General features: G+C 66.2%; 21 protein-coding genes, 1 other RNA gene and 1 pseudogene. 10 read left to right on the forward strand and 13 right to left on the reverse strand.

Features of this window, described 5'->3' with window-relative positions; all coding sequences use genetic code 11:
• Positions 1 to 205 precede the first annotated feature (205 nt).
• From gpmI to BLP95_RS04905, 3 genes are all read left to right on the forward strand, one after another.
• Positions 206 to 1771 (forward strand): 2,3-bisphosphoglycerate-independent phosphoglycerate mutase, encoded by a 1566-nt coding sequence (gene gpmI / locus BLP95_RS04895; RefSeq protein ID WP_089677293.1) that lies wholly within the window; start codon positions 206 to 208, stop codon positions 1769 to 1771.
• A 22-nt stretch (positions 1772 to 1793) separates the two neighbouring features.
• Positions 1794 to 2933: a murein hydrolase activator EnvC family protein gene (locus BLP95_RS04900; protein ID WP_089677294.1), complete on the forward strand. Its 1140-nt coding sequence runs from the start codon at positions 1794 to 1796 to the stop codon at positions 2931 to 2933.
• 70 nt (positions 2934 to 3003) lie between these two features.
• The gene (locus tag BLP95_RS04905) at positions 3004 to 4308 is read left to right on the forward strand and encodes a S41 family peptidase (RefSeq protein WP_089677295.1); all 1305 of its coding nucleotides are present in this window, start codon (positions 3004 to 3006) and stop codon (positions 4306 to 4308) included.
• A gap of 18 nt (positions 4309 to 4326) precedes the next feature.
• Here BLP95_RS04905 and BLP95_RS04910 read toward each other — a convergent pair whose 3' ends face one another.
• The 4 genes from BLP95_RS04910 to BLP95_RS04925 all read right to left on the reverse strand — a co-directional run bounded on the left by BLP95_RS04910 (position 4327) and on the right by BLP95_RS04925 (position 8954).
• Positions 4327 to 5589, reverse strand: coding sequence for a UbiH/UbiF/VisC/COQ6 family ubiquinone biosynthesis hydroxylase (locus tag BLP95_RS04910; protein ID WP_089677296.1), 1263 nt, complete (start codon positions 5587 to 5589; stop codon positions 4327 to 4329).
• Positions 5590 to 5678: 89 nt separating this feature from the next.
• Positions 5679 to 6926 (reverse strand): 2-octaprenyl-6-methoxyphenyl hydroxylase, encoded by a 1248-nt coding sequence (gene ubiH, locus BLP95_RS04915; protein WP_089677297.1) that lies wholly within the window; start codon positions 6924 to 6926, stop codon positions 5679 to 5681.
• Between the two features lie 81 nt (positions 6927 to 7007).
• Positions 7008 to 8345 (reverse strand): Xaa-Pro aminopeptidase, encoded by a 1338-nt coding sequence (gene pepP, locus BLP95_RS04920; protein WP_089677298.1) that lies wholly within the window; start codon positions 8343 to 8345, stop codon positions 7008 to 7010.
• A gap of 30 nt (positions 8346 to 8375) precedes the next feature.
• Positions 8376 to 8954 (reverse strand): UPF0149 family protein, encoded by a 579-nt coding sequence (locus tag BLP95_RS04925; protein WP_089677299.1) that lies wholly within the window; start codon positions 8952 to 8954, stop codon positions 8376 to 8378.
• A gap of 164 nt (positions 8955 to 9118) precedes the next feature.
• Here BLP95_RS04925 and BLP95_RS04930 point away from each other — a divergent pair, with 164 nt between their 5' ends.
• The 3 genes from BLP95_RS04930 to BLP95_RS04940 all read left to right on the forward strand — a co-directional run bounded on the left by BLP95_RS04930 (position 9119) and on the right by BLP95_RS04940 (position 10374).
• On the forward strand, positions 9119 to 9457 hold the full coding sequence (locus tag BLP95_RS04930; RefSeq protein ID WP_089677300.1) for a cell division protein ZapA: 339 nt from the start codon (positions 9119 to 9121) through the stop codon (positions 9455 to 9457).
• A gap of 80 nt (positions 9458 to 9537) precedes the next feature.
• Positions 9538 to 9722, forward strand: a non-coding RNA gene (gene ssrS / locus BLP95_RS04935) — 6S RNA.
• Positions 9723 to 9741: 19 nt separating this feature from the next.
• Positions 9742 to 10374: a 5-formyltetrahydrofolate cyclo-ligase gene (locus BLP95_RS04940; protein WP_089677301.1), complete on the forward strand. Its 633-nt coding sequence runs from the start codon at positions 9742 to 9744 to the stop codon at positions 10372 to 10374.
• A 374-nt stretch (positions 10375 to 10748) separates the two neighbouring features.
• Here BLP95_RS04940 and ilvA read toward each other — a convergent pair whose 3' ends face one another.
• The gene (gene ilvA / locus BLP95_RS04945; protein ID WP_089677302.1) at positions 10749 to 12263 is read right to left on the reverse strand and encodes a threonine ammonia-lyase, biosynthetic; all 1515 of its coding nucleotides are present in this window, start codon (positions 12261 to 12263) and stop codon (positions 10749 to 10751) included.
• Positions 12264 to 12457: 194 nt separating this feature from the next.
• Between ilvA and rpiA the strand changes: the two genes are divergently transcribed.
• On the forward strand, positions 12458 to 13132 hold the full coding sequence (gene rpiA, locus BLP95_RS04950; RefSeq protein WP_089677342.1) for a ribose-5-phosphate isomerase RpiA: 675 nt from the start codon (positions 12458 to 12460) through the stop codon (positions 13130 to 13132).
• 40 nt (positions 13133 to 13172) lie between these two features.
• On the opposite strand, the gene waaA is transcribed toward rpiA, so the two are convergent.
• From waaA to BLP95_RS04965, 3 genes are read right to left on the reverse strand one after another with little or no spacing between them, the layout of a single operon-like run.
• Entirely contained in the window at positions 13173 to 14450 is a 1278-nt protein-coding gene (gene waaA / locus BLP95_RS04955) for a lipid IV(A) 3-deoxy-D-manno-octulosonic acid transferase (RefSeq protein ID WP_089677303.1), read from the reverse strand.
• Positions 14450 to 15880: a bifunctional D-glycero-beta-D-manno-heptose-7-phosphate kinase/D-glycero-beta-D-manno-heptose 1-phosphate adenylyltransferase HldE gene (gene hldE, locus BLP95_RS04960; RefSeq protein ID WP_089677304.1), complete on the reverse strand. Its 1431-nt coding sequence runs from the start codon at positions 15878 to 15880 to the stop codon at positions 14450 to 14452. Before hldE ends, waaA begins: the two co-directional genes overlap by 1 nt.
• A 5-nt stretch (positions 15881 to 15885) precedes the next feature.
• A complete protein-coding gene (locus tag BLP95_RS04965) occupies positions 15886 to 16974 on the reverse strand; it encodes a glycosyltransferase family 9 protein (protein ID WP_089677305.1) in 1089 nt (362 codons plus the stop codon).
• Here BLP95_RS04965 and BLP95_RS04970 point away from each other — a divergent pair.
• Positions 16973 to 17692 (forward strand): 3-deoxy-D-manno-octulosonic acid kinase, encoded by a 720-nt coding sequence (locus BLP95_RS04970; RefSeq protein ID WP_089677306.1) that lies wholly within the window; start codon positions 16973 to 16975, stop codon positions 17690 to 17692. The genes BLP95_RS04965 and BLP95_RS04970 overlap by 2 nt on opposite strands.
• On the opposite strand, the gene BLP95_RS04975 is transcribed toward BLP95_RS04970, so the two are convergent.
• Genes BLP95_RS04975 through BLP95_RS04985 form a run of 3 tightly spaced genes read right to left on the reverse strand, consistent with a single transcriptional unit; the run spans position 17683 to position 20158 of the window.
• Positions 17683 to 18267 (reverse strand): YrbL family protein, encoded by a 585-nt coding sequence (locus BLP95_RS04975; RefSeq protein WP_089677307.1) that lies wholly within the window; start codon positions 18265 to 18267, stop codon positions 17683 to 17685. The genes BLP95_RS04970 and BLP95_RS04975 overlap by 10 nt on opposite strands.
• On the reverse strand, positions 18255 to 19382 hold the full coding sequence (locus BLP95_RS04980; protein ID WP_089677308.1) for a glycosyltransferase family 4 protein: 1128 nt from the start codon (positions 19380 to 19382) through the stop codon (positions 18255 to 18257). The genes BLP95_RS04975 and BLP95_RS04980 overlap by 13 nt, the downstream gene beginning before the upstream one ends.
• Positions 19383 to 19408: 26 nt before the next feature.
• On the reverse strand, positions 19409 to 20158 hold the full coding sequence (locus BLP95_RS04985; RefSeq protein WP_089677309.1) for a glycosyltransferase family 2 protein: 750 nt from the start codon (positions 20156 to 20158) through the stop codon (positions 19409 to 19411).
• Between the two features lie 79 nt (positions 20159 to 20237).
• Here BLP95_RS04985 and BLP95_RS04990 point away from each other — a divergent pair, with 79 nt between their 5' ends.
• A complete protein-coding gene (locus BLP95_RS04990; RefSeq protein ID WP_089677310.1) occupies positions 20238 to 21281 on the forward strand; it encodes a glycosyltransferase family 4 protein in 1044 nt (347 codons plus the stop codon).
• A 12-nt stretch (positions 21282 to 21293) separates the two neighbouring features.
• Positions 21294 to 22259: a glycosyl transferase family 90 gene (locus BLP95_RS04995; RefSeq protein ID WP_089677343.1), complete on the forward strand. Its 966-nt coding sequence runs from the start codon at positions 21294 to 21296 to the stop codon at positions 22257 to 22259.
• A gap of 248 nt (positions 22260 to 22507) precedes the next feature.
• Here BLP95_RS04995 and BLP95_RS05000 read toward each other — a convergent pair whose 3' ends face one another.
• Positions 22508 to 23818 (reverse strand): O-antigen ligase family protein, encoded by a 1311-nt coding sequence (locus BLP95_RS05000; protein ID WP_089677311.1) that lies wholly within the window; start codon positions 23816 to 23818, stop codon positions 22508 to 22510.
• Positions 23819 to 23937: 119 nt separating this feature from the next.
• A pseudogene (locus BLP95_RS05005) lies at positions 23938 to 24520 on the reverse strand (transposase family protein); the annotation flags it as partial.
• Positions 24521 to 24553 lie beyond the last annotated feature (33 nt).

Here is a 24553-nt window from a genome sequence, read left to right on the forward strand (position 1 = left end):
AGTATACACGAGCCGGGCGCCGACGAATCGGGCTCGGCGTGGCGAGCCCCCGGGGCGCGCCATGACGCACGCGGCCGCCTGCGATATGATGCCGCAAGACGTCTCCTGCCGCGACCCCGAACGCCCCGCGTCGAGATCCTCCCGGAGGTGGCCGGCCCGCCGCCCGGGCTCGGGTCGCGCCCCACACGCTTCGAGGACCCTCGCCATGACCGCCAAGACCCCGCGCCCCGTCGCCCTGATCATCCTCGATGGCTACGGCCACAACCCCGACCCGGCCCATAACGCCGTGGAGGCCGCCGCCACCCCGGTGATGGACCGCCTGTGGGCCGAGCGTCCCCACACCCTGATCCACACCGACGGCCGCCACGTCGGCCTGCCCGACGGCCAGATGGGCAACTCCGAGGTGGGCCACATGAACCTCGGCGCCGGGCGGGTCGTCTACCAGGACTTCACCCGCATCACCAAGGCGATCGAGGAGGGCGAGCTGGACACCATCGAGGCGCTCACCGCGCCCATCGATGCCGCGGTGGCCGCGGGCCGCGCGGTGCACCTGCTCGGCCTGCTCTCCCCGGGCGGCGTGCACAGCCACGAGGATCATGTCCTGGCCATGGCCGAACTGGCGGCGCGGCGCGGCGCCACCCGGATCTTCGTCCACGCCTTCCTCGATGGCCGCGACATGCCGCCCCAGAGCGCCCTGGCCTCCCTCGAGCGCACCAATGCCCGCCTCGCCGAGCTGGTGGGCGCCGACCACGGCTTCGTCGCCTCGCTCATCGGCCGCTACTTCGCCATGGACCGCGACAACCGCTGGGACCGCGTCGAGAAGGCCTACCGGCTGCTCACCGAGGGCGAGGGCGAGCATGTCGTCGCCGACGCCGAGGCGGGCCTGCGTGCCGCCTACGAGCGCGGCGAGACCGACGAGTTCGTGGCCGCCACCAGCGTGCGCCCGGCAGGCCGGCCGATCGCCCTGGAGGAGGGTGACGCCGCCCTGTTCATGAACTTCCGTGCCGACCGCGCCCGGGAGCTGACCCGCGCCTTCGTCGACGACGCCTTCGACGGCTTCGCGCGCCGCGAACGTCCGCGCCTGGCCGCCGAGGGGCTGGTCACCCTGACCCGCTACGCCGCCGACATCCCGGCCCCCGTCGCCTTCCCCCCGACAGAGCTCCACAACACCCTGGGCGAGGTGGTGGCGAACCGCGGCCTCACCCAGCTGCGCATCGCCGAGACCGAGAAGTACCCCCACGTCACCTTCTTCTTCTCCGGCGGCCAGGAGGCGGAGTACGCGGGCGAGGAGCGCATCCTGGTGCCCTCGCCGCGGGACGTGAAGACCTACGACGAGAAACCCGAGATGAGCGCCCACGAGGTGACCGACCGCCTGGTGGCGGCCATCGACGCCGGCCGCTTCGACCTGATCGTGTGCAACTACGCCAACGGCGACATGGTCGGCCACACCGGCGACTTCGCCGCCGCCGTCAAGGCGATCGAGACCGTCGACGGCTGCGTGGGCCGGGTGGTGCAGGCGATCGAGCGCGCCGGCGGCGCCTGCCTGGTCACCGCCGACCACGGCAATGCCGAGCAGATGGTCAACCCCGAGACCGGCGCTCCCCAGACCGCCCACACCACCTTCGAGGTGCCGCTGATCTACGTCGGCGAGCGCCCCGCCCGCCTGGTGGATGACGGCAGCCTGTGCGACATCGCCCCGACCCTGCTTTCGATGATGGACCAGCGGATCCCCGAGGAGATGAGTGGCCGCGCCCTGATCGAGTTTGCGTGACGACGCGCCCGAGGGGCCACGGATGACCCCGCTCGCCCCCCTGCTCGCGCTGCTGCTGGCGCTGGGCATGGCCGGGCCGCTGGCGGCCCAGCCCAGCGAGGAGGCGGTCAAGGAGCACCTCGATGCCATCGGCGAGGCGATCGACGAGGCCGCGGGCAGCCTGGCCGCGACCCGCGAGGCCCGCGACGAGGCGGCGCGCCGGCTCGAGGCGATCGAGACTTCGCTCGCCGAGACCCACCGCCGCCTAGACGACCTGCAGGCCGAACGCCAGGCGCTGGGCGAGAAGGTGGCGGCCCTGCAGGCGCAGCGCGATGCCCTGGAGGCGGAGCGCGCCGGGCAGCTCGAGGCGATCCACCGCCAGCTCGACGCCCTCTATCGTCTGGGGCGCTCGCCCCAGCTCAAGCTGCTGCTCAACCAGGACGACCCGGCCCGCCTCGACCGCCTGCAACACTACCTCAACCACCTGGCCCGCGCCCGCCGCGCGCGGCTCGACGAGCTGGCGCGCCTGGATGCCGCCCTCGCCGAGACCCGCGAGGCGCTGGAGCGCCGCGGCACGCGCCTGGATGCCCTGGCCGGCGAGCTGGCCGAACGCAGCGCGGTGCTGGCCGAGCAGATGGAGGAGCGGGCGGCGCTGCTGGCGAGGCTGGACAGCCGTCAGCGCGGCGAGGCGGCGCGCCTCGCCTCCCTGGAGCAGGATCGCGAACGCGCCGAACAGGTGCTGCGCCAGGTGCAGGAGCAGCTCGCCCGCCTGGAGCGCCCGCCTCCCTCCACCGCCATCGAGCGTACCCGCGGCGAGCTGCCCTGGCCCGTGCAGGGCCGGATCGCCTCGCGCTTCCACTCGGGCGATGCGGTGCACCGCAACGGCATCGTGATCCGCGCCGGGGAGGGAGAGCCGGTGCGCGCGGTGCACGCCGGCCGGGTGGTGTTCGCCGACTGGCTGCGCGGCTTCGGCAACCTGCTGATCATCGACCACGGCGACGGCGTGATGACCCTGCACGCCCACCTGCAGCACTTCGCGGTGGCGGTCGGCCGCCCGGTCTCCCGGGGCGAGGTGATCGGCGCCGTGGGCATGAGCGGCGGCCAGCCACGCCCCGCGCTCTACTTCGAGGTGCGCCGCGGCGGCGAGCCCATCGACCCCCAGGGCTGGATCGCACGACGCTGAGCGGCGCTTTCCATGGCCGCCGGCGCCGGGCTATGCTGACCGCTCACCGTTCTGGAACCGCGGAGTTCGCATGCACCCAGCGCTTCCCCTCGCCGGCGGGTCTTCCCGCTCACCGCTCTCCCGGCGTCTGCTGGCCGGCCTGCTGCCCCTGGCGCTGCTGGCGCTGCCGCTCTCGGCTCCCGCTCAGCAGACCGATGACGACCTGCCGGTGGCGGAGATCCAGACCTTCGCCGAGGTGTTCGAGCGCATCAAGCGAGCCTATGTGGAGGAGATCGATGACGGCGAGCTGCTGCGCAACGCCATGCGCGGCATGCTCAGCGAGCTCGACCCCCACTCCGCCTACCTCGACGCCGACGAGTTCGAGAGCCTGCGCGAGTCGACCCAGGGCGAGTTCGGCGGCATCGGCATCGAGGTGGGCATGGAGAACGGCCAGCTGACGGTGATCACCCCCATCGACGACACCCCCGCCTCCCGGGCCGGGCTTGAGGCCCGCGATCAGATCCTGCGCATCGACGAGACCCCCACCGAGGGGCTCTCGCTGCAGGAGGCGGTGGACCTGATGCGTGGCGACCCGGGCAGCGAGATCACCCTGACCATCCTGCGCCAGGGCGAGAGCTCGCCCCGCGAGGTGAGCCTGACCCGCGAGAACATCCGCACCGAGAGCGTCAAGAGCGAGCTGCTCGCCCCCGGCTACGGCTACCTGCGCATCAGCCAGTTCCAGACCCGCACCGGTGATCAGGTGGCCGAGCATCTGCGCCGGCTCGAGCGCGACGGCGCCCTGGATGGCCTGGTGCTGGACCTGCGCAACAATCCCGGCGGCGTGCTGCAGGCGGCGGTGGCGGTGGCCGACGCCTTCCTCGACGAAGGGCTGATCGTCTACACCGAGGGACGCCTGGCGGACACCGCGATGCGCTTCTCCGCCACCCCCGACACCCCGGCCCCCGAGGTGCCGCTGGTGGTGCTGATCAACGGCGGCAGCGCCTCGGCGGCGGAGATCGTCGCCGGCGCCTTGCAGGACCAGCGCCGCGGCGTGGTGATGGGCACCGAGAGCTTCGGCAAGGGCTCGGTCCAGCAGATCATGCCGCTGGGCAACGGCGAGGGGCTCAAGCTCACCACGGCGCTCTACTTCACTCCGGGCGGCCGTTCCATCCAGGCCCAGGGCATCGCCCCGGACGTGCAGGTGGTGCGCGGCCGCGTGGAGGTGACCGAGAACGGCCGCGGCGTGCGCGAGGCCGACCTGGAGGGCCACCTCGGCGCCCGCGGCGCCCCACGGGAGAGCGCCGAGCAGAGCGAACGGCTGCGCGAGGACTACCAGCTCGGCGAGGCCCTCAACCTGCTCAAGGCACTCAACGTGGTGCGCCAGCGCGACCGATGAGCCGCGCTTGCCGGGGCCTCATCGGCAGCTGGCCGGCAGCCGCCCCCGCTCGCCGATGGCCTGGCGCATCAGCAACCGCTTGAGCGGCACCAGCCGGTCCACGCCGCCGAGCCCCAGGTTGCGGGCCAGCGCCAGCGCCGGGTGGCGCGCCCCGAACAGCAGCCGGAAGCCATCCATCAGCGCCAGCATGGCGGCGTTGTCGCCGCGACGGCGGCGGGCGTAGCGCGCCAGCACCCGCGCCTCCCCCGGGGAGACGCCCCGCCGCCGCGCCGCCAACAGCTCCTCGGCCAGCACCGCGGCGTCCATCAGCCCCAGGTTGACCCCCTGGCCGGCCAGGGGATGGATACCGTGGGCCGCGTCGCCCACCAGGGCGAAGCCGGGCAGGGTGTAGCGCTCGGCATGGCGCTGGAAAAGCGGGAAGCCTACCGCCGTGTCCAGCACCGTCACCGCTCCCAGCCGATGGTCGATGGCAGCGGCGAGCGCCTGTCCCAGCGCCTCGCGGGAGAGGCCGGCCAGCCGCTCGGCCTCGGCGGGCGAGGTGGACCAGACGATGGAGCAGTGGTGCTGGTCACCCTCCACCGCCAGGGGCAGGAAGGCCAACGGGCCGGTGGCCAGGAAGGCCTGGCGAGCCATCCCGCCATGGGGACGTGCGACCCGCACGGTGGTCACCACCCCCACATGGCCGGTGTCGTGCTCGTCGACGGCGATGCCCGCCAGCTCGCGCAGCGGCGAGCGGGCGCCATCCGCGGCCACCACCAGGGGTGCGGCGAGCCGGCGACCGTCGTCGAGCACCACCTCGCGTTCCGTACCCAGCGAGGCGAGTCCCTCCACGCACGCCCCCAGGCAGAGGCGCACCGCGGGCAGCGCCGCCAGGCGCCGCTCCAGGGCCGCCAGGGTGACGTCGTTCTCGACGATATGGCCCAGCGCCTCCACCCCGGCCTGGTCGGCGGTGAAGCCGACCTCGCCGCTGCCTTCGGCGTCCCACACCCGCATGCCGCGATAGGGGCTGACCCGCCGCGCGGCCATCCACTCCCAGGCGCCCAGCCGGGTCAGCAGGCGCCGGGAGACCGGCGTCAGGGCGCTGACCCGCCGCGCGGGCAGGCCACGCCCCACCGCCTCGGCGTCGAGCAGGGTCGGCCGGGCATCCACCAGGGCCACCTCGACCCCGGCCTGGCCCAGCAGGGTTGCCAGCGCCGCCCCGACCATGCCGCCGCCGACGATGATCACCTCATGGTGCTCCGCCTCCGCATGCACGGCCTGCGGCTCGCCTGCCTCCCTCATGATCTCGCTCCTCCTGGCATCCTGATCCATCACCGGGGCGGCGCTCCTCTCTCCAGCCCCCGTCTCTGCAACCTTCATCTCTGCAAGCCTCACCTCTCGAGCCCCATGGCGCGCCGTGCCAGGCCACGGCGCAATGGGCCCGCCAGGTTGAGCCCCACCAGCCCCGCGGCCCGGGCATGGCCGAGCAGCTCGCTGTCGATGCCGAACAGTCGCACCAGGCCATCGCTGAAGTGGACCACCTGGCGGCGGTCGCCCTCGCGGCGCGCCTCGAAATCCTCGAGCTGGGCCGAGTCGCCGGCGGGGCGCCCCTCGGCGAGCCCCGCCTCCAGCGCGGCGACCAGGTCCATCACCCCGCGCAGGGCCAGGTTGAAGCCCTGGCCCGCCACCGGGTGCAGGGCATGGGCAGCGTTGCCCAGCACCGCCAGCCCCGGCCGGGTGGTCTCGCGCGCGGTGACCAGGCTCAGCGGGTAGGCGTGGCGACGCCCCACCCGGCGGAAACGCCCGGCGCGATCGCCGAAGGCGTCCTGCAGTTCGGCCAGGAAGTCGCCGTCGGCCAGCGCCAGCCGCCGCCGCTCGTCGCCGGCGGCATGGGTCCACACCAGCTCCATGGCCTGGCCCTTGAGGGGCAGCAGGGCGATCGGCCCCTGGGCGGTGAAGCGCTCCCAGGCCACCCCCTGGTGCGGCCGGCTCGTCTCCACGCTGGCGATCAGCGCCACCTGTTCGTAGGGCCGGCTGTCGCTGGCGATGCCCAGGCGCTCCTTGAGCCCCGAGCGACCGCCATCGGCCAGCACCGTCAGCCCCGCCTGCAGGCGGGCCCCGTCGGAGAGCGTCAGGCGATGGCCCCCCGCGGCCGGGGCGATCGCCTCGACGCTGGCGGGGCAGTGCCAGGCCAGCGACAGCTCGGCGAGGCGTCGATGCAGCACGCGGCCCATCCAGGCGTTGGGTACCACATGGCCCAGCGCCTCGACCCCGAGCTCGGCGCTCTCCAGGCGGGTGGCGCCGAAGCGGCCGCGCTCGCTGACATGGATGCGGCGGATGGCGGCGGCCTGCTCGGCCATCGCCGCCCACAGCCCCAGGTCGGTGAAGTGGCGCGAGGTGCCCAGGGAGATGGCGCTGGCACGGGCGTCGAAGCTGGGCTGCCAGGGCGCGGCGGCCAGGTCGAGAAGGGGGGCCGCCTCGATCACCGCCACCGTCAGGCCGTGGCGCTCGATCAGCGGCGCCAGGGCGCAGGCCAGGCTGGCGCCCACCAGCCCCCCGCCGACGATGGCGATATCCACCGGCGTGGGTCCATCCTGTGGCGGACGGTGCTGCGAAGGGGTTCCCGGATCCGGGTGCATGGCACTACCTCGGCGAGTTATCTCGTCACTGGTTTCATAACGTAAATTACATAACGTTTATTAATGCGCAGGATTGGGCGGTCACTCCCCGGCCATTAGCGCCTCGATGGCAGCCACCGACTTGGGCACGCCGGCGGTCAGCACCTCGTGGCCCTCGGCGGTGACCGCCACGTCGTCCTCGATGCGGATGCCGATGCCGCGAAAGGCCGCGGGGATATCGTCGGCGTCGGGGACGTAGAGCCCCGGCTCCACGGTCAGCACCATGCCCGGCACCAGCGGCCGGGACTCGCCCTCGCGGCGATAGCGGCCCACGTCGTGGACGTCCAGGCCCAGCCAGTGGGAGGTGGAGTGCAGATAGAAGCGCCGGTAGCTCTCGTCGTCGATGCGCGCCTGCACCTCGCCTTCGAGAAGGCCCAGCCGGATCAGCCCCGCGGTGAGGCCGCGCACCACCTCGGCATGGATCGCCGCCAGGGTGGTGCCGGGGCGCACCGCTTCCACGGCTCGCTCCTGGACACCCAGCACCACCTCGTAGAGGGCGCGCTGGGCATCACTGAAGCGGCCGTTGACCGGGAAGGTGCGGGTGATGTCACCGGCGTAGAGATCGAACTCGGCGCCGGCGTCGATCAGCACCAGGTCGCCGTCCTCGAGGGGGGCGCGGTTCTCGATGTAGTGCAGCACACCGGCATTGGCGCCGCCACCGACGATGCTGGCGTAGGCCGGGCCGCTGCCACCGTGCCAGCGGAACTCGTGCTCCAGCTCCGCCTGGAGTTGCCACTCGGCGAGCCCCGGGCGAGCCGCGCGCATGGCGCGGCGGTGGGCGCGGGCCGAGATCTCGGCGGCATGGCGCAGCAGCGCCAGCTCCGCCTCGCTCTTGATCAGCCGCGCCTCGTGGAGCAGCGGCGCGACATCGGCCAGCGCCTCGGGCGGCCGCGCCCCGTGACGTACCCGGGCGGCGAGCTCGCCGCGCACCTCCTCGGCCAGCGCCATGGCCTCGACGCCGTCAAGCGGCAGGTAGAGGGTGCGCCGGCCATCGAGCAGGGCCGCGACCCGCTCGTCGCGCTCGGCGTTCTCGAAGGCCTGGTCGACGTCGTGCTCGCGAACCGCGCCATCGGCGCCGAGGCGGATGCCGGTCCAGGCCTCCAGGGTCGGGTCGCGGTCCTGGCAGAACAGCACGCTCTCGCCCTCCGCGCGCCCCGGCAGCAGCAGCAGCAGGGCGTCGGGCTCGGGGAAGCCGGTGAGGTAGTGGAAGTCGCTGTCCTGACGGAAGGGGAACTCGCTGTCGCGGGAGCGGGTGACCAGGCCGGCGCCGGGCAGCAGCACGGCGGCATCCTCGGGCAGGGCGGCCATCAGCGCCTCGCGGCGGCGACGGTACTCGGCGTTGGCGATCGGGGCAGGGCGGGGCAGGGCCTCGGGCAGCATGGGGACTCCTTGTCGGGGAAGAAGGGGGACTCAGTGACGGGTCGGGGCCTCGGCATCCTCGACCTGGGGCTGGCCGGGGTGCTGCTCGGTATAGAGCAGCATGGCGGCCATGCGGGCATGCTCGGCCAGGGCGAAGAGGTCGTTCTCGTTGTCGGCGCTCTCCTCGAGGTCGGCGGGCATGGCGGCGATCCCCTCGAGATCCTCCAGCGCCTCGCGCAGCGCGGAGGACCAGCGCTCCCGGGGCGCCTCGCCGGCATCGTGGAGCACCTCCAGGAAGCCCTGGGTCCACTCGGCGAGGCCCCGGGCACGTTCGGCCAGGGAGAAGAGCTCGTCGGGAAGCAGCGGCTCGTAACCCAGCTCGCTGCCGGAGAGCGCCTCGAGGGTCTGGCGGCGCCAGGCCAGCAGGCGCTCCGCGGCGGCCTCGTCGCGGGGTTGCTCGACGCCCAGCGCCAGGCACACCTCCTCCAGCCAGGCGGCGGGGTCGATGTCGTGCAGGGCGAGCCGGGCGCAGAGTCGCCCGTCCAGGAAGGCCGGCGACTGCATGCTGCCGTGGAGCAGGAAGAGGTCGGCGATGGCGGAGAAGTCCTGGCGTTCGTCGATCAGGGACATGGGGGCTCCGTGATGGGACGGTGGGTGGGGAGGGCACGGCGCGTTGACCGCCGAAGAAGGCCTCTCTTATAGTGGCGAGTCATGCGGTATTGACTGGATGTTAACGCATCGGCCCCCAGGGACGCGCGGCCCGCGTGACCCGGCGGGTCGAGCCGGAGCCCCCCATGAGCGACGCCACACGGCCGACCGCCGAGATCACCCTGCTGGGACGCAGCTACGTCATCGCCTGCGCGCCCGGGGAAGAACCCAAGTTGGAGCGCGCGGCGCGCTACCTGGACCGCGCCATGACCGGCATCCACGCCCAGAACAACCTGCTGGGCAGCGAGCGCATCGCCATCATGGCGGCCCTCAACATCACCCATGAGCTCTTGGAGACGCTGGAGCAGCAGCGCGACGGCGAGCGCAGCCTTGACGCCCTGAGCGAGCGCCTGGAGCGCGCCCTGGCCGACGCCCCCAGCGCTGAGCCAGCCGGCGGACCAGGCCTATCGCCGGGAAAGCCTTGAGCGGTGCTTCCATGTGAGATAGACCAGGCTCCCCACGGGAATCCATTGGCCGCCCTCGGCGGGCTCTGGTACGATGAAAGCGTTCCCTGGGGTGTTTGCCAGTCGTTATCGTCCCTCGAGCCTATGCGCAGTACCCAGGGGGCCATATGCTAGCCGGACCCGTGTGCATGTCCGTGCGTCGGAAAGCCTGACGGTTCGGCTGCGGCCACCCACCTTGAACCACTGGGTTCAAGGGCCAGAACGACAGCGGCACTCTGGGGAACCCCGTCCACATGAGCCACCTCATGACGACACCTGCCGCCCCCCTCGACCTCGATACCTTCGACGGTTCGCGTCGCGATCTACGCCGTGAACTGCGCCGTCGACGCCGTGCCCTGACGCCAGGACAGCGCCGTCTGGCCAGCCAACGCCTGTGCCGCCGCCTACGCCACCTGCCCGAGGTGCAGCGGGCCCGCCGCGTCGCCCTCTACCTGCCCAATGACGGCGAGATCGACCCCACGCCGCTGATCGGCTGGCTGCACCGCCGCGGCGCGCGCGTCCACCTGCCGGTGCTCAAGCCGCTCTCCCGCAACCGGCTATGGTTCGTCCATTACCATGCCGGGACCCCCATGGTGCGCAACCGCTTCGGCATCCCCGAACCCGAGACCCGTCATGGCGCCCATCGCGCCAGGCGCCTGCCGGCCTGGGCGCTGGACCTGATCCTGTTGCCGCTGGTGGGCTTCGACGGCCGGGGCCAGCGCATGGGCATGGGCGGCGGCTTCTACGACCGCACCCTAGCCTTCACCCGCCGCCCGGGGCCGCGCCCGCGGCTGATCGGCCTGGCCCACGACTGCCAGCAGGTGAGCGAGCTGCCGGTGGAACCCTGGGACGTCTCCCTGGACGCCATCGCCAGCGATGCCCGGGTGATACGCCCCTGAGGCGGGGTACCCCTGAACGAAGCGGGCCGATGCCTCTCGGCATCGGCCCGCTCGTGCTGGGGAATCGCAGGGGAAATGCCCCCTTGCCCGCCTCGTTCGGCGGTGCGGAAGGGCCTTGCCGGGCTCAGTTGCCGACGAGGGCCTGGGCGTAGCCGGTCGCCACGACGCCAACACCGAACAGCAGCACCAGGGCCATGACCACATCGGGCTTGCGCTTCATCTTCGACTCCACAGGAATTCAACGACGGCGCGACTATAGAGCCAATGCCGGCCGCCTGGCAACCGCTCCCCCTCAACGCTTACCTTCCGTTACAGGCGGCTGGCGCGGCGTGCGACGCGAGTCAGCGCTTACCCGCGCTTGGGGCGGGGAGCGCTCAGGCCATGAACAGCCGATAGGCGGCGTTGTCACTCTCCTTCCAGTAGCGATAGCCGATGGCATCGAAATGCTCCTCGACATGGGAGCGGTCGCCATTGGGGATCTGCATGCCCACCAGCACGCGGCCGTAGGCGGCGCCGTGGTTGCGGTAGTGGAACAGCGAGATGTTCCAGTCTTGGGGCAGGTGGGTCAGGAAGTTCATCAATGCGCCGGGGCGCTCCGGGAACTCGAAGCGGTAGACCTCTTCGTCGAAGTGCTGCCGGGGGCGGCCGCCGCCCAGATGGCGGATATGCAGCTTGGCCAGCTCGTTGTCGGTGAGGTCCTCCACCGGATAGCCCGCCTCGCGCAGCCTGTCGATCACCGCCTGGCGATCCTCGCCGCCGGGCTTGACCTGCACCCCGACGAAGATATGGGCGTTGTCGGGATCGGCGTAGCGGTAGTTGAACTCGGTAACCATGCGCTTGCCGATGGTGCGGCAGAACTTCTTGAAGCTGCCGGGCCGCTCGGGGATGGTCACCGCGAGGATCGCCTCGCGCTGCTCACCGAGCTCGGTACGCTCGGCGATATGCTGCAGGCGGTCGAAGTTGGTGTTGGCCCCGGAGTTGATGCACAGCAGGGTTTGCCCCTGGGCGCCGGTCTGCTGGATGTACTTCTTGAGCCCGGCCAGGGAGAGCGCCCCGGAGGTCTCGGAGACCGCCCGGGTATCCTCGAAGATGTCCTTCACCGCCGCGCACATCTCGTCGGTGTTGACGGTGATGACGTCGTCGACCAGGTCCCGGGCGATGTCGAAGGGCACCTTGCCCACCTGGGCCACGGCGACCCCCTCGGCGAACACCCCCACCTGGCCGAGGGTGACCCGCTTGCCCGCCTCGCGGGCCGCCTTGAAACAGGCGCTGTCCTCGCTCTCCACGCCGATCACCTTGATCTCGGGGCGCAGGTACTTGACGTAGGCCGCCACGCCGGCGATCAGGCCCCCGCCGCCCACCGGCACGAAGATGGCGTCCAGCGGCCCGCCGTGCTGGCGCAGGATCTCCACGGCGATGGTGCCCTGGCCGGCCACCACGTCGATGTCGTCGAAGGGCGGGATGTAGGTGTAGCCGTGCTCCTCGATGAGGGTCTGGGCATGCTCCGCGGCCTCGCCGAAGGCATCGCCCTTGAGCACCACCTTCGCCCCGCGGGCGCGCACCGCCTGGACCTTGATCTCGGGGGTGATACGCGGCATCACGATCACCGCCTTGACCCCCATCTGCTTCGCGGCCATGGCCAGCCCCTGGGCGTGGTTGCCGGCGGAGGCGGCGATCACGCCCTTGGCCTTCTGGGCATCGGTGAGCTTGGCCATCTTGTTGTAGGCGCCGCGGATCTTGAAGGAGTAGACCGGCTGCAGGTCCTCGCGCTTGATCAGGATGGTGTTGTCGAAGCGCCGGGAGAGGAAGGGGGCCGGGGAGATCGGCGTTTCCCGGGCGGCTTCGTAGACCCGGGCCTGGAGAATCTTCTTGACGGTAGCTTCGAGCATCCTGATATCCCAGAGGCGTGACGCGAGAGGACGCAGCGCGAATGCTGCGGTGCGGGGCAACCCCTATTGGTAGCATCCCGGCCAGTCTCGCGTCCAGCCGCTGCCATCGGCAGACGGGCCCCGCTGGCCTATAATGGCGCCCCATCCGCATCCCTCATGCCACCCAAGGAGAGCGCCCCATGACCCAGGCCACCCTGTCCCAGGATCAGCTCAAGGAGGCCGTCGCCGCGGCCGCCATCGACGAGGTGCGTCCCCACCTGCACCGCGATAGCGTGCTCGGCATCGGCACCGGCTCCACCGCCAACCGCTTCATCGACCGCCTGGCCGAGCTGCGCCATGACTTCGCCGGCGCGGTGGCCAGCTCCGAGGCCAGCGCCGAGCGGCTGCGCAGCCATGGCATCGAGGTGTTCGAGCTCAACAGCGTCGGCACGGTGCCGGTCTATGTCGACGGTGCCGACGAAGTGAACGCTCACCTGCACATGATCAAGGGCGGCGGCGCGGCCCTGACCCGGGAGAAGATCGTCGCCGCCTGCGCGGAGCGGTTCATCTGCATCGCCGACGGCTCCAAGAAGGTCGAGCGCCTGGGCGCCTTCCCGCTGCCGGTGGAGGTGATTCCCATGGCGCGCTCCTACGTGGCCCGGGAGCTGGTCAAACTGGGCGCCGATCCGGTCTATCGCGAGGGGGTGGTCACCGACAACGGCAACCAGATCATCGACTGCTACGACTTCATGATCGACGACCCGCTGGCCATGGAGGCCCGCCTCAATGCCATCGTCGGCGTGGTCACCAACGGCCTGTTCGCCGCCCGCGGTGCCGATGTGCTGCTGCTGGGGACCGCCGGCGGCGTGGAGCGCCTGACACCCGCCTGACATTCACTGTGGGCGCGGCACGCGCCGGCGAAGTGAGCACTCACTTCGCCGGCAAGAGCCTTTCCAGGCCCGCCAGGGTCGTCGCCAGGGCACCACGGTTGGCCGCCACCACGGCGCGCCCCGCCTCGCCGAGCCGACGCCGCTCGGCGGGATCCGCGAACAGCCCGGCGAGGGCCTCGGCCAGGGCGGCCTCGTCGGCCACCTCCACCAGGGCGTCGGCGCCGCGCAGTGCCTCGGCCACATCGGCGAAGTTGGCAAGCGCGGGCCCGGTGAGCACCGGTACCCCCTGGGCGGCGGGCTCCAGCAGGTTGTGGCCCCCCACCGGCACCAGGCTGCCGCCGACGAAGGCGAGGTCCGCCGCGCCGTAGAGCGCCGCCAGCTCGCCCATGGTGTCGCCCAGGTAGACCGCCGTCGCGGCCTCGGGCCACTCGCCGCGGGAGCGACGCGCCGCCGGCATTCCCGCCTGCTCGCAGAGCGTCGCGACCGCATCGAAGCGCTGGGGGTGGCGCGGCACCAGCACCAGCAGCGCCTCCGGAAGGCGCTCGCGCAACCGCCGGTGCGCGGTGAGTAGCCGCGCCTCCTCGCCCTCGTGGGTGGAGCCCGCCACCCATACCGGGCGGCGCCCGAGCCAGGTGCGCAAGCGCTCGCTTACGCCTTGAGTCACGTCATCCAGGGCGATATCGAACTTGAGCGAGCCCACCACGCTGGTGCGTCGCGGTGCCATGCCAAGCGTAGCGAAGCGCGCGGCGTCCTCCTCGGACTTGGCGGCCAGCCAGTCGACACAGGCCAGGGCCTCGCGCAGCAGCGGCCGCAGGCGACGGTAGCCGCGCAGGGCGCGCGGCGAGAGGCGGCCGTTGACCACGGCCACCGGCACGCCGCGACGCTGGCAGGCATGGAGCAGGTTGGGCCACAGCTCGGTCTCGAAGAAGAGCGCCAGCTCCGGGCGCAGGCGTTCGACGAAGCGCGCCGCGGCATGCGGGAAGTCCAGGGGCAGGAAGCGATGGACCAGCCGGCCGTCGTCGCGCCCCTCGGCCAGGGCGCGAACCCGCTCGGCGCCGGTGGCGGTCATGGTGGTGACGGTGAGTGAGTGGCCGGGATAGCGCTCCAGCAGCGCCTCGATCAGGGGGCGGGCCGCCTGCACCTCGCCCACCGAGGCGCAGTGCAGCCACAGCATGGGGGTCTCGGGAGGGGTCTCGGGGATCCGGCCCAGGCGCAGCGGCCTGGGGTCGGTGAGTCCATGCTCACGGCGCAGGCGCCGCCAGGCCAGGGGCGCCGCCAGGTGCAGCAGCCCCGAGTAGGCGAGCCGGGGCCAGCCCATCAGCTCTCGCGGTCGAGGATGGTGGAGATCATCGCCGTGGTGGAGACGCCGTCCTCGAAGCCCAGCACCCGGACCTCGCCGCCGGCCTCACGCACCGCCGTGCCGCCGGCGATCTGCTCGGGCCGGTAGTCGCCACCCTTGACCAGCACGTCGGGCAGCACCGCCTCGATCAGCCGCTGGGGGGTGTCCTCCGTGAACGGCACCACCCAGTCCACCGCGCCGAGACCAGCGAGTACCTGCATGCGCCGCGCCAGGGGGTTGATGGGGCGCTTGGGGCCCTTGAGCCGCGCGATGGAGGCGTCGTCGTTGACCGCCACCACCAGCCGGTCGCCCAGCTTGCGGGCCTGCTCCAGGTAGGCCACGTGGCCGGCGTGGAGGATGTCGAAGCAGCCATTGGTCATCACCACCCGCTCGCCGCGCGCCTGGGCGGCGCGCACCGCCTCGATCAGCGCCGACTCCTCGATCGCCCCGAACTCGGCCAGCTTGTCGCCGTGCAGGGCGGTGTAGAGCTCGGCGATGGAGAGGGTGGCGGTGCCCGGCTTGGCCACCACCAGGCCGGCGGCCAGGTTGGCCAGGGTCATCGCCTCGGGGAAGCCGTGGCCGGCGGCCAGCGCCAGGCCCAGCACCCCGATCACGGTGTCGCCGGCGCCGGTGACGTCATAGACCTCCCGCGCCCGGGTCGGCAGGTGCAGCGGCTCGTGCCCCTCGCGGATCAGGGTCATGCCCTTCTCGCTGCGGGTGATCAGCAGCGCCTCCAGCTCGAGCTCGGCGCGCAACGCCTCACCGCGGCGGGCCAGCTCGGCGTCGTCGCGGCAGTGGCCCACCACCGCCTCGAACTCGGTGAGGTTGGGGGTGATCACGCTGGCACCACGGTAGCGGGAGAAGTCGCTGCCCTTGGGGTCCACCAGCACCCGCTTGCCGCTGGCACGCACCAGGCGGATCAGCTCCTCGACCCGGTTCAGGGTGCCCTTGCCGTAGTCGGAGAGGATCACCAGGTCGCTCTCGGGCAGCGCCGCCTCCACCCGCGCCAGGAGCCCCGAGGTGTCCGCCTCGCCGAGCCCCTCCTCGAAGTCGAGGCGGATCAGCTGCTGGTTGCGGCTCATCACCCGCAGCTTGGTGATCGTCGGCACGCCAGGGCTGCGCTGGAAGTGAGTGCTCACTCCGGCGTCTTCCAGGCGGCTCACCAGACGGTCGGCGTTGTCGTCGTCGCCCACCAGGCCAGACAGCGCCGCCCAGGCACCCAGCGAGCAGATGTTGAGCGCCACGTTGGCCGCGCCACCGGGGCGGTCCTCGCTCTCCTCCACCCGGACCACCGGCACCGGCGCCTCCGGGGAGATCCGCGAGGTGCCGCCGTGCCAGTAGCGGTCGAGCATGACGTCGCCCACCACCAGCAGGCGGGAGCGCTCCAGGGCGGTCAGGTCGAGTCTCATGGTCGTCAGGCGTCCTTGTCAGGAGGAGGGGCGGCGGCGTGCTGCAGCACCGCCTCGAGGCGCTCGATCACGTCGTCGGCGTGGATCAGCGACATGGCATCGGGATGGCGGACCCGCTGGCCCCAGGGAATCGTCTCGGGGTCCTTGTGCAGGTAGGTGCGCACCGCCTCGGGATAGCGGTTGACCACGAACTCGCGCCAACGGTACGGGGCGGCGCGGTCCGGGTTGGTGGTGGCATAGAGCCCCACGGTGGGGGTGTTCAGGGCGTTGGCCATGTGTACCGGGCCGGAATCCGGGGCGATGACCGCGCGCGCCGCGTCGATCAGCGCCAGCAGGCCCTTGAGCGAGGTGGCGCCGATGGCGTCGATCACCGCCTCATCCGGGCAGAGGGCCTGGATACGCGCCCCCATCTCCCGTTCCTGGGTGCTACCGCCGCCGGTCAGCACCGTCTTCAGCCCGTGCTGCTCCCAGGCGTGCTGCACCACCGCGGCATACCCCTCGGCGGACCAGTTGCGGAAGTTGCGCAGCCGCGGATTGGCACAGGGGCTCATCAGCAGGTAGGGCGACCCAAGGGTGAGGGCCCGTGCCTCCTCCCGGGCCGCGGCCGGGATCGGCAGGTCCCAGGCCAGCGAGAGATCCTCGACACCCAGCAGGCGGGCGAAGTCGAGGAAGGACTCCAGCACATGGGCGCGCGGGTGGGGAGCGAGCTGGTGATGGGTAAACCAGTGCTGGGCATCCTTGGCACGCGCCTTGTCGTAGCCCACCCGCACGTCGGCCTTGAGCCCTAGGGAGAGCACGCTGGCCCGCAGCGCCTGCTGCATGTGCAGCAGCACGTCGAAGCGGGTGTCGCCCAGCTCTCGCCACAGCGCCCGCATGCCGGCCAGGCCGCTGGCCTTGTCGTAGACCACCAGCTCGACCCCGGAGAGGCCCGCCAGTAGACTGTGCTCGGCCTTGCCGACGATCCAGGTGATGCGCGCCTCGGGCCACTGGCGCTGCAGGGCACGCACCGTCGGCACCAGGTTACACACATCGCCCAGGGCGGAGAGGCGCAGCACACCGATATGGCGTGGTTGGGCGGGCAGAGGATGCTTCATGCGCTTGGCAACATTGAGAGCGGGAAAAAACCACATTCTATATGATGCGGACAGTTTATGTGACGCCGGCGCGGCGCCACAAATCGGCCCGTCTCTCCTCGACCCCGCCTGGTGGCAAGCCCGTGGTCGCGTCACCGGCGAGGCCCCGGGGCGAGGCGCCAGCCTCTTCCTGAATGCCGGCAACGGCGAGGAGTGGGTGCTGCGCCCCTACCGCCGTGGCGGCCTGGTGGCGAGGCTCAGCGAGCGCCGCTACCTGTGGACGGGCCTCGAGCGCACCCGCGCCTTCCGCGAGCTGCGCCTCACCGCCGAGCTGCTGGATCAGGGGCTGCCGGTGCCCCGCCCGGTGGCCGCCGGCGTCACCTGCCACGGCCTGACCTACGAGGCCACCCTGATCACCGTGCGCCTGCCCGGCGCCCGCGCCCTGGCCAGCCTGCTGAAGAACGGCGAGGCCGACGATGTCCTGCTGCAACGCGTCGGCGCCACCATTCGGCGCTTCCACGACGCCGGCCTCGACCATGTGGATCTCAACGCCCGCAACCTGCTGGTGGATGGCGAGGGCAAGGTGTGGCTGATCGACCTGGATCGCTGCCGACTGCGCCGGGAAGGCGCTTGGAAAGGACGCAACCTGAAAAGACTAGAGAGCTCTATAGCCAAGTTTGTCGCTACAGAAGAAGTAACGCGCATAATCGAGCGGATTACTGCAGGCTACTATAACTGACGCTCTTGTGTGGACATGAATCTCGGCTCGACCATTTTCTCCATAAACCTGACCCACTTGCGCCGGATCTTGCGCCGGCCAAGCCAAGGTATATAATCCGGCAAAGGAATAAATTCCGAAGAACCCAGTCCGTCGATCAGCATGATAGTGGTGGCGCCCGATCGCTCGATCACCAACAAGTTGCTCATCACCAAATCGCAAGGCACCACGTTATAGGCCAGCAAGTAGGCTTTGAGTGCGCCGAGCCCTGCCCAAAATTGGCTTTTCTGCTTAGGCGTCAGGGGCTTGGCTAGGTACTCAGCCACATTGGGCGGGAGATTGCCCTGATCATCGAGTACCAATTGCTGCTCGATACCGACAAAACCAGCATCTTCCACCACCCCGAAGAACTCGGGAATGAGCGTGAATGGCACCCGCCGCCGCTGCAAATAGCGAAAGTAGCGCAGTTCGCGACGAGTCTGCTTGGCTTTTTCTCGCCGGCTGAGCTTGATACATCGTCCGGGATCATCGGGGTGCTGATAGCAGATACGCTCATCACCCCGGCCGATGATTGTCCAATTCCTTACGTCTGGCATCGAGCCGCCTGTTTTTGCTGGTATACGTCAAGAATGCATCGGTAGTTCTGGGCCATGATTTCTTCTACATCGAGGGACAGTGCCAACTCGCGGCAGCGACTTTTCAGTTCAGCATCACCCTTAAGCCTGGCCCAATAAGCCATAGCGTCGGTGAGTGCCTCAAGGTCATCTGCTCGATCGATAACCGTAGCCACCTCTGACGTCACCACCTCTTTAGCGCCACACTTCTTGGTAGTTATAACTGGCGTTCCACAGGAAAGTGCCTCAAGTACTGTAAAGCCAAATGGCTCGTAATACGCAGGCAGCACATAGCAGTCGGCGAGGGAAAAATATCGTTCTGGTGAAGACTGCTCACCCAGGAAACGGCATTTATCTACAATGCCGAGACGCTGGGCAAGCTCCTGATACTGAGCCTGCCGGGAGTCACGCCCAACCACCAGCAAGATGGCTTCTCCGTCGAGCCGGGAGAAGGCTTCAAGGGTTGGCTCCAGCCCCTTTCGACGATAACCGGTGCCCAGGAACAGAAAAACAGGAACTTGATCATCCAGCCTTAATTCCTGGGCAAGAGCACTAACATCATCACTGAGCCGTGTACGGTCAAAACGGTGAGTGTCGACAAAGTTATGGATTACGGAACGCCGCTCAGCAGGCACATTGTACGCTTCGGCAATCTCGTCATCACTTTGCCATGAATTGGAGACCACGTGGTAATAGGCGTCGGGCGCCATGGCCCTGGCCTCAATTCGCGCAGCCGCCCTATCCTTCCACCGCCACTGACGCTTAGGTTTCGAAGCCAGGTGATGATAGACAGTACCGCCGCCGATGCGCAGCAGGTCATGGGTCCAAGTCTTTCCCAGTCCGTAGACCAGATCATAGTCGGCAGACTTAACGTGGCGTTCTACCGCCTCAGCAAAGCGCCACATGCGCTGGGCCTTTCCGATACTGAACGGGCGCAGACAAACAAAACGAATGCTTGGATGCGCAGGTGCCACATGGGAGCGGCAGATGATTGTCACATCTTCACCACGCTCTGCCAGGTAGCGTGATAGCTCATTGAGAAAACGCTCAGTACCGCCGGAGGCAGCGTGACGCATATGTACTAGGGCTATTTTCACTGGCACGGCCTCATGGGTCGGCGCGCTCAAATATCTCGAACACGACGTTTCATATATTTCCAGAACACACCGTTTGCATTAGCCACGGCGATTACCAAACCACGCCAGCCATCAAGAAAGCCGCGCCTCAAAAGATAGGTACGCAAGAAAGCAAATATGGACTTTAATAAAATTATCCCCACGGGATATACCCGCAACGTGTCCGATTGTGCACGAATAGTCGAATAACGGTTTATCTTATCCAAAAACTGACCAAGTTCAGTAACTGCCAGATGCTCAAGGCAACCGTCCAGCCGCACGACCTGTGTAGTTGGGCTAACTGCAACCGACTCGTGCACCATGGCATCATTGAAGTTATGCCGCTGGCGATGAAAGACACGTACCAGCCAGTCATTGCCCCAGCCCGAATGGTGCACGGGCTTGCCCAATAGCCAGTTTTCACGCAGCACCTCGACCACCACATCGGGATCAGCGGTGAGCAGCCAGCCGGCCAACGACTCAAGCCAGCGAATGGTAGGCGCCTCATCGGCGTCCAGCGATAGGATCCAGTCATGACGAGCGAGCGATACCGCATGGCGCTTGGTCGGGCCAAAGCCAAAAAACTCACCTTGGTGAAGCGATACGTTAGCGTAGCGACGAGCAATATCGAGAGTCTCATCGGTGGACCCGTTGTCGTAAACTACCACTTCTCCCAAGGCCTCGAGCGAATCGAGGGTGCGGGCTAGGGTTCCCGCTGCGTTGCGGGTAATGATCACGGCACTCAGCTCAGAGAGCATGTAAAAACCGTCCTGCCAGAATAGACTGCGAATGCTACTATAGCCGCCATTATCCCCACAAACTTTCTACGAGGCGGCCTTGCACATCATCCATGCCAATCTGGCCCGGGGGTTCCGCGGTGGCGAGCGGCAAACGGTGCTGCTGATCCAGGCACTGGCCGATAGGGCAGAGATATCATTCCAGACACTGGTGTGCCGGCCAGACTCGCCCCTGCGCGCAGAACTGGCCACAACGCCCGGAGTGCGTTTTGCCAGCGCTCGCCATCAGCTGGCTGGGCATTGGCAGGTGAAGCGAGCCACCTTGGTCCATGCCCACGACGCCAAGGCGGTACATTGGGCCTGGCTGCATCGCCGACTGTCGGGTACCCCTTACCTCATTACCAGGCGAGTGGATACAGCAGTCAAGCGCAAATTCAGCAATCAGGTGTTCTACCGGGATGCTTACCGTTGCGTGGCACTATCTCGGGTCATCGCCGAGAATATACAGCCACTAAGTCCGCATCCAGTGGTGCAGATTCCCAGTGCATTTACTCCTCTCACACCTGCACCCGACATCGCACGTGCTTTCCGAGGACGCTATCCCGGGCGTTTTCTGGTCGGTCATGCTGGTGCGCTGGTTGACCGGCACAAGGGGCAGCGCGTGCTACTCGATGCTGCCCGCCGGCTACAGCAAACGCACCCCGATATGCTATTCGTCTTTTTTGGCCGTGGGGAAGATGAAGCCATCCTCAAAAAGGAGAGTGCCGCACTGGATAATGTCATCTGGGCTGGCTTCAAGCCTGACATCGCTAATTACTTGCCGGCACTAGACGTGTTTGCCTTTCCCTCTCGCAATGAAGGGCTGGGGTCGGTATTGCTGGATGCCATGCGTGCCGGAGTACCTGTAGTCGCCAGTCAAACCGGAGGCATCCCCGATATTGTCCACCACGGTGAAACCGGGCTGTTGTTTCCACCTGGTGACAGTGAAGCCCTTGCCCGGCAGCTGGTGCGATTGCGCGATAACGCATTACGCCAGACGCTTACGCAAAATGCCACTACACATCTGGCCGGATACACACCTGAGGCCATGGCCAACTCCTATATGGCTCTTTACTCCTCGCTCACTCAACACCGTATTGATTAGATGCTATCGCCCATGAAAAACGGAAAAAATGCCTACCGTGCGCACAAGCTTAAGTTCTATATTACAGGTCTACTTGGCGCTTTAGTCCCGAGAATTTTTTTTCGGCGTCAGGTCAAATCTCTATTGTCCGAATTTAGCACTCTTCCCGCGGCCGAGCAGAAAGCCATCATGGCGCGCGTAAAATATTACAATAAGCTTGACAAGCTTACAGAACTTTCCAGCGAGGCTGTCAGTAACAAAAATTTCAAAATACGCACAACCAAGTCGACATATCACCTCGATTTTTATCAAGTTGCAAGGTACTTTCAGGAAAGTAGTACGTATCACTATCGCTTTGGGGACAAGACTTTTGTTCCCGACGAACCCACCTTTGTAAAAAGCAGACCAATTCGCGGAAATAATCAGAACTCGGTATTACTTAAACTCGACAGTGTTCGACATTTCTACACAGTTAACGACCCATATCATTATAAAAACAAAAAAGACATCCTCGTGTGGCGGGGAGCAGCACATCAACCCCATCGGCAACACTTTCTAGCAAAGTGCCACGGTATGGACCTGTGTGATGTCGGCGCCACCGACAACAAGGCGGAAACAGCTAGATACCGCAAGCCATTCATGTCTATTGAACAACAACTTGGAAACAAGTTTATATTCAGCATTGAGGGTAATGATGTTGCCACTAATCTAAAATGGATCATGGCATCAAATTCATTGTGTTTTATGAAGCAGCCGATTTATGAAACTTGGTTCATGGAAGGCACGCTGATACCTGGCCATCATTACGTTGAGGTCAGCGATGACTTTTCCGATCTTGGCCAAAAAATAGAATATTACATAGCACATCCCGAAGAGGCCCAGGAGATCATCCGCAATGCTAATCGCTACATTGCCAATTTTTATAATTCACAACGCGAAACACTCATCGCATTAATAGTTTTTGACCGCTACTTATCATACACACAAAAATCACTTTAACTAGAAACTATAAATCAACCACACACTCAGCTCCATAACCATCAAATAGTCGTTGGACTTCATCGCCGGCAGATGTAGTGCGGTATCAGCTACCCAAAGTCGTTCCCCTAACGTTGCAGCTGCGCTACATCCACAACTATTTTCTCTGTTTCGAGGGCTGAGGTCTGCCCATACCCCGGCTCAGAGGTGAGCTCCACACCCAGTGACGAAAAATCCTAAAATCGATACGCCAGTGGCGGACAGCACCATCACAAACTATTTTCTGCCTGCTCAGCTAACCAGATATGGGTAACCAAGCCGCCCATGACGATATTAAAAAGATGAATACCCGACCAGTAAAACATAAACGACTCAAAGCTATTAACAATTAACCAGAACAGGAAAAAAGAGTAAGCAAATAGGGTCATATTACCCGGCATGTAGCCGTTCCGCCATGCTTTCCAGGTGCCACTTGCGACCCACCAGCCCAAAACAACAAAAACCGACAAGCCCAGTAGCCCATATGAAACCAGTAGCTCTAGGAGACTATTATGCAAATGGCCAAACGCTTTTAACTGCGGAGAAATCCCTTCCGTTTGCCGCATCACGAGAGAGCCTGCATCTTCTCCCCAGCCTACTATGGGGCGCTCAGCAATCCAGCTTAGTGATGCTTGCCAAGAAACCAATCGAACCCCTGCACTAGTTAAAGGAATGTTGTCAAAATCACCTTCAACAACTTGAGCTACAACTTCACTTTCGGAATTCAGGCGCTTAGACATTGAATCATGAAATGTGAACAAAACTCCTATTCCCATCACTATCCCAATCAGACCCGCCACAATGAACGTTCGGCTAAGCCGCACTTCAGATCCTTTTTTTAAATTCCAAGCAGTCCATACCAGCCCCATTAAAGGGAGCACGATTGCCAATGCCAGCCAGCTGGCTCGGGTTTGTGTAACAATAACACCCATCAAGCAGAGGAGAACTCCAATCCCCCACCCACCTCGACGCAACCAACTCCATTGTCCTGCTGCCAAGAATAGCTGACTGAAGGCCAGCAAACCAATCAGCCCTGCTCCCAAGAACATACTGATATGCTGGGCATTATGAATATTAAAATCAACACGACGCCCTAGTAGCCCAAGCCTCCAATCATTAATTGCGCTCGGCAACAGTGTGGCGATTAAAACACCAACCAGTGCAAGCCCCCAAATTAAAAGTGTTGTACGCGTACTTCCACCCAACCACCATGCAACAGCAATAAATACAAAGCTCTTGGCTAGTCGGCCCAGCTTAGGGTAGTCAGGCAACCACTCTGGGTGATGAAAATAGCCTAGCGCCCAAGTTATCAACTGCACCACTAACGCCGCCCACAACAGCCACAGCGGCACACTACGCCGAAACTTTTTCCCGTATACTAAAAGCGTAACTAACCCAACGAATGACAATAAACTACCAGAAAACTCTCCTAGCGTTGGCACCGGCAAACGAAACAATGCACACATCACCATTGAAACAATACCAACATACCACCATGCTTCAGGAACCTCCCAGCCTGCTGGGCGAACATTGCTAATCATATCACCCACCACTTACAATTAAAAAACTATCCATGACAACCAACCTAAGACAAATAACATTATTGAGAAATAGCTTTTGACTACCGATTGAAAGCAGTTGAAAGTCATAAATTCCAACAAGGAACCTTCTCCTCCACCCGCTTTATGAACGCTCGTGCATACTTCGCGGACTGGCTGTGCCTGACCTTCAGATGGCCCCTGTGCATGGCACGGTCGATGGCGTCATACAGATAGCGCTTCTGCTGCTCGTCGGGCACCTGGGGCAGATGCTTGATGTTGGTATGCACGTAACCGGGTTCATGGTCCTTGAAGGGCTTATGCCGAGGCTTCTCACCACCTCCGGCGTCCTGTCGCGCCAGTGTCAGTACCTCACGCCGCTTGAGCATACGATGCAGGCCGGAGCGAGACAACCGGGAGTCATGAACTCACGCGCCACGACAAGCAGGTCACCCAGGCCAAGGCGGAGGAACTCGCAGGCCGCGATCAGCGTCTCTTCCTGATCGAAATTCAGTGTGACCAACAGGTTGTCACGCATGTGCGGACGGTCATGGACATCGTCACGGTACAGCCAGCGACGGAAGGTCACAGCGGCAACGCCATTCTGACGGCCAGATCGCTATCCGTGAGGCTGGAGAGCACTACCTGGATCTCGGCACGGTTCTTCGGTGTCGTGGTCGCTTGTTTATGTAACCCGATATCCATGAACCTGCTCCCGGATAGATTTCTGAAAAGCTC

This window comes from Halomonas shengliensis (assembly GCF_900104135.1).
In the GTDB taxonomy this organism is placed as follows: domain Bacteria; phylum Pseudomonadota; class Gammaproteobacteria; order Pseudomonadales; family Halomonadaceae; genus Halomonas; species Halomonas shengliensis.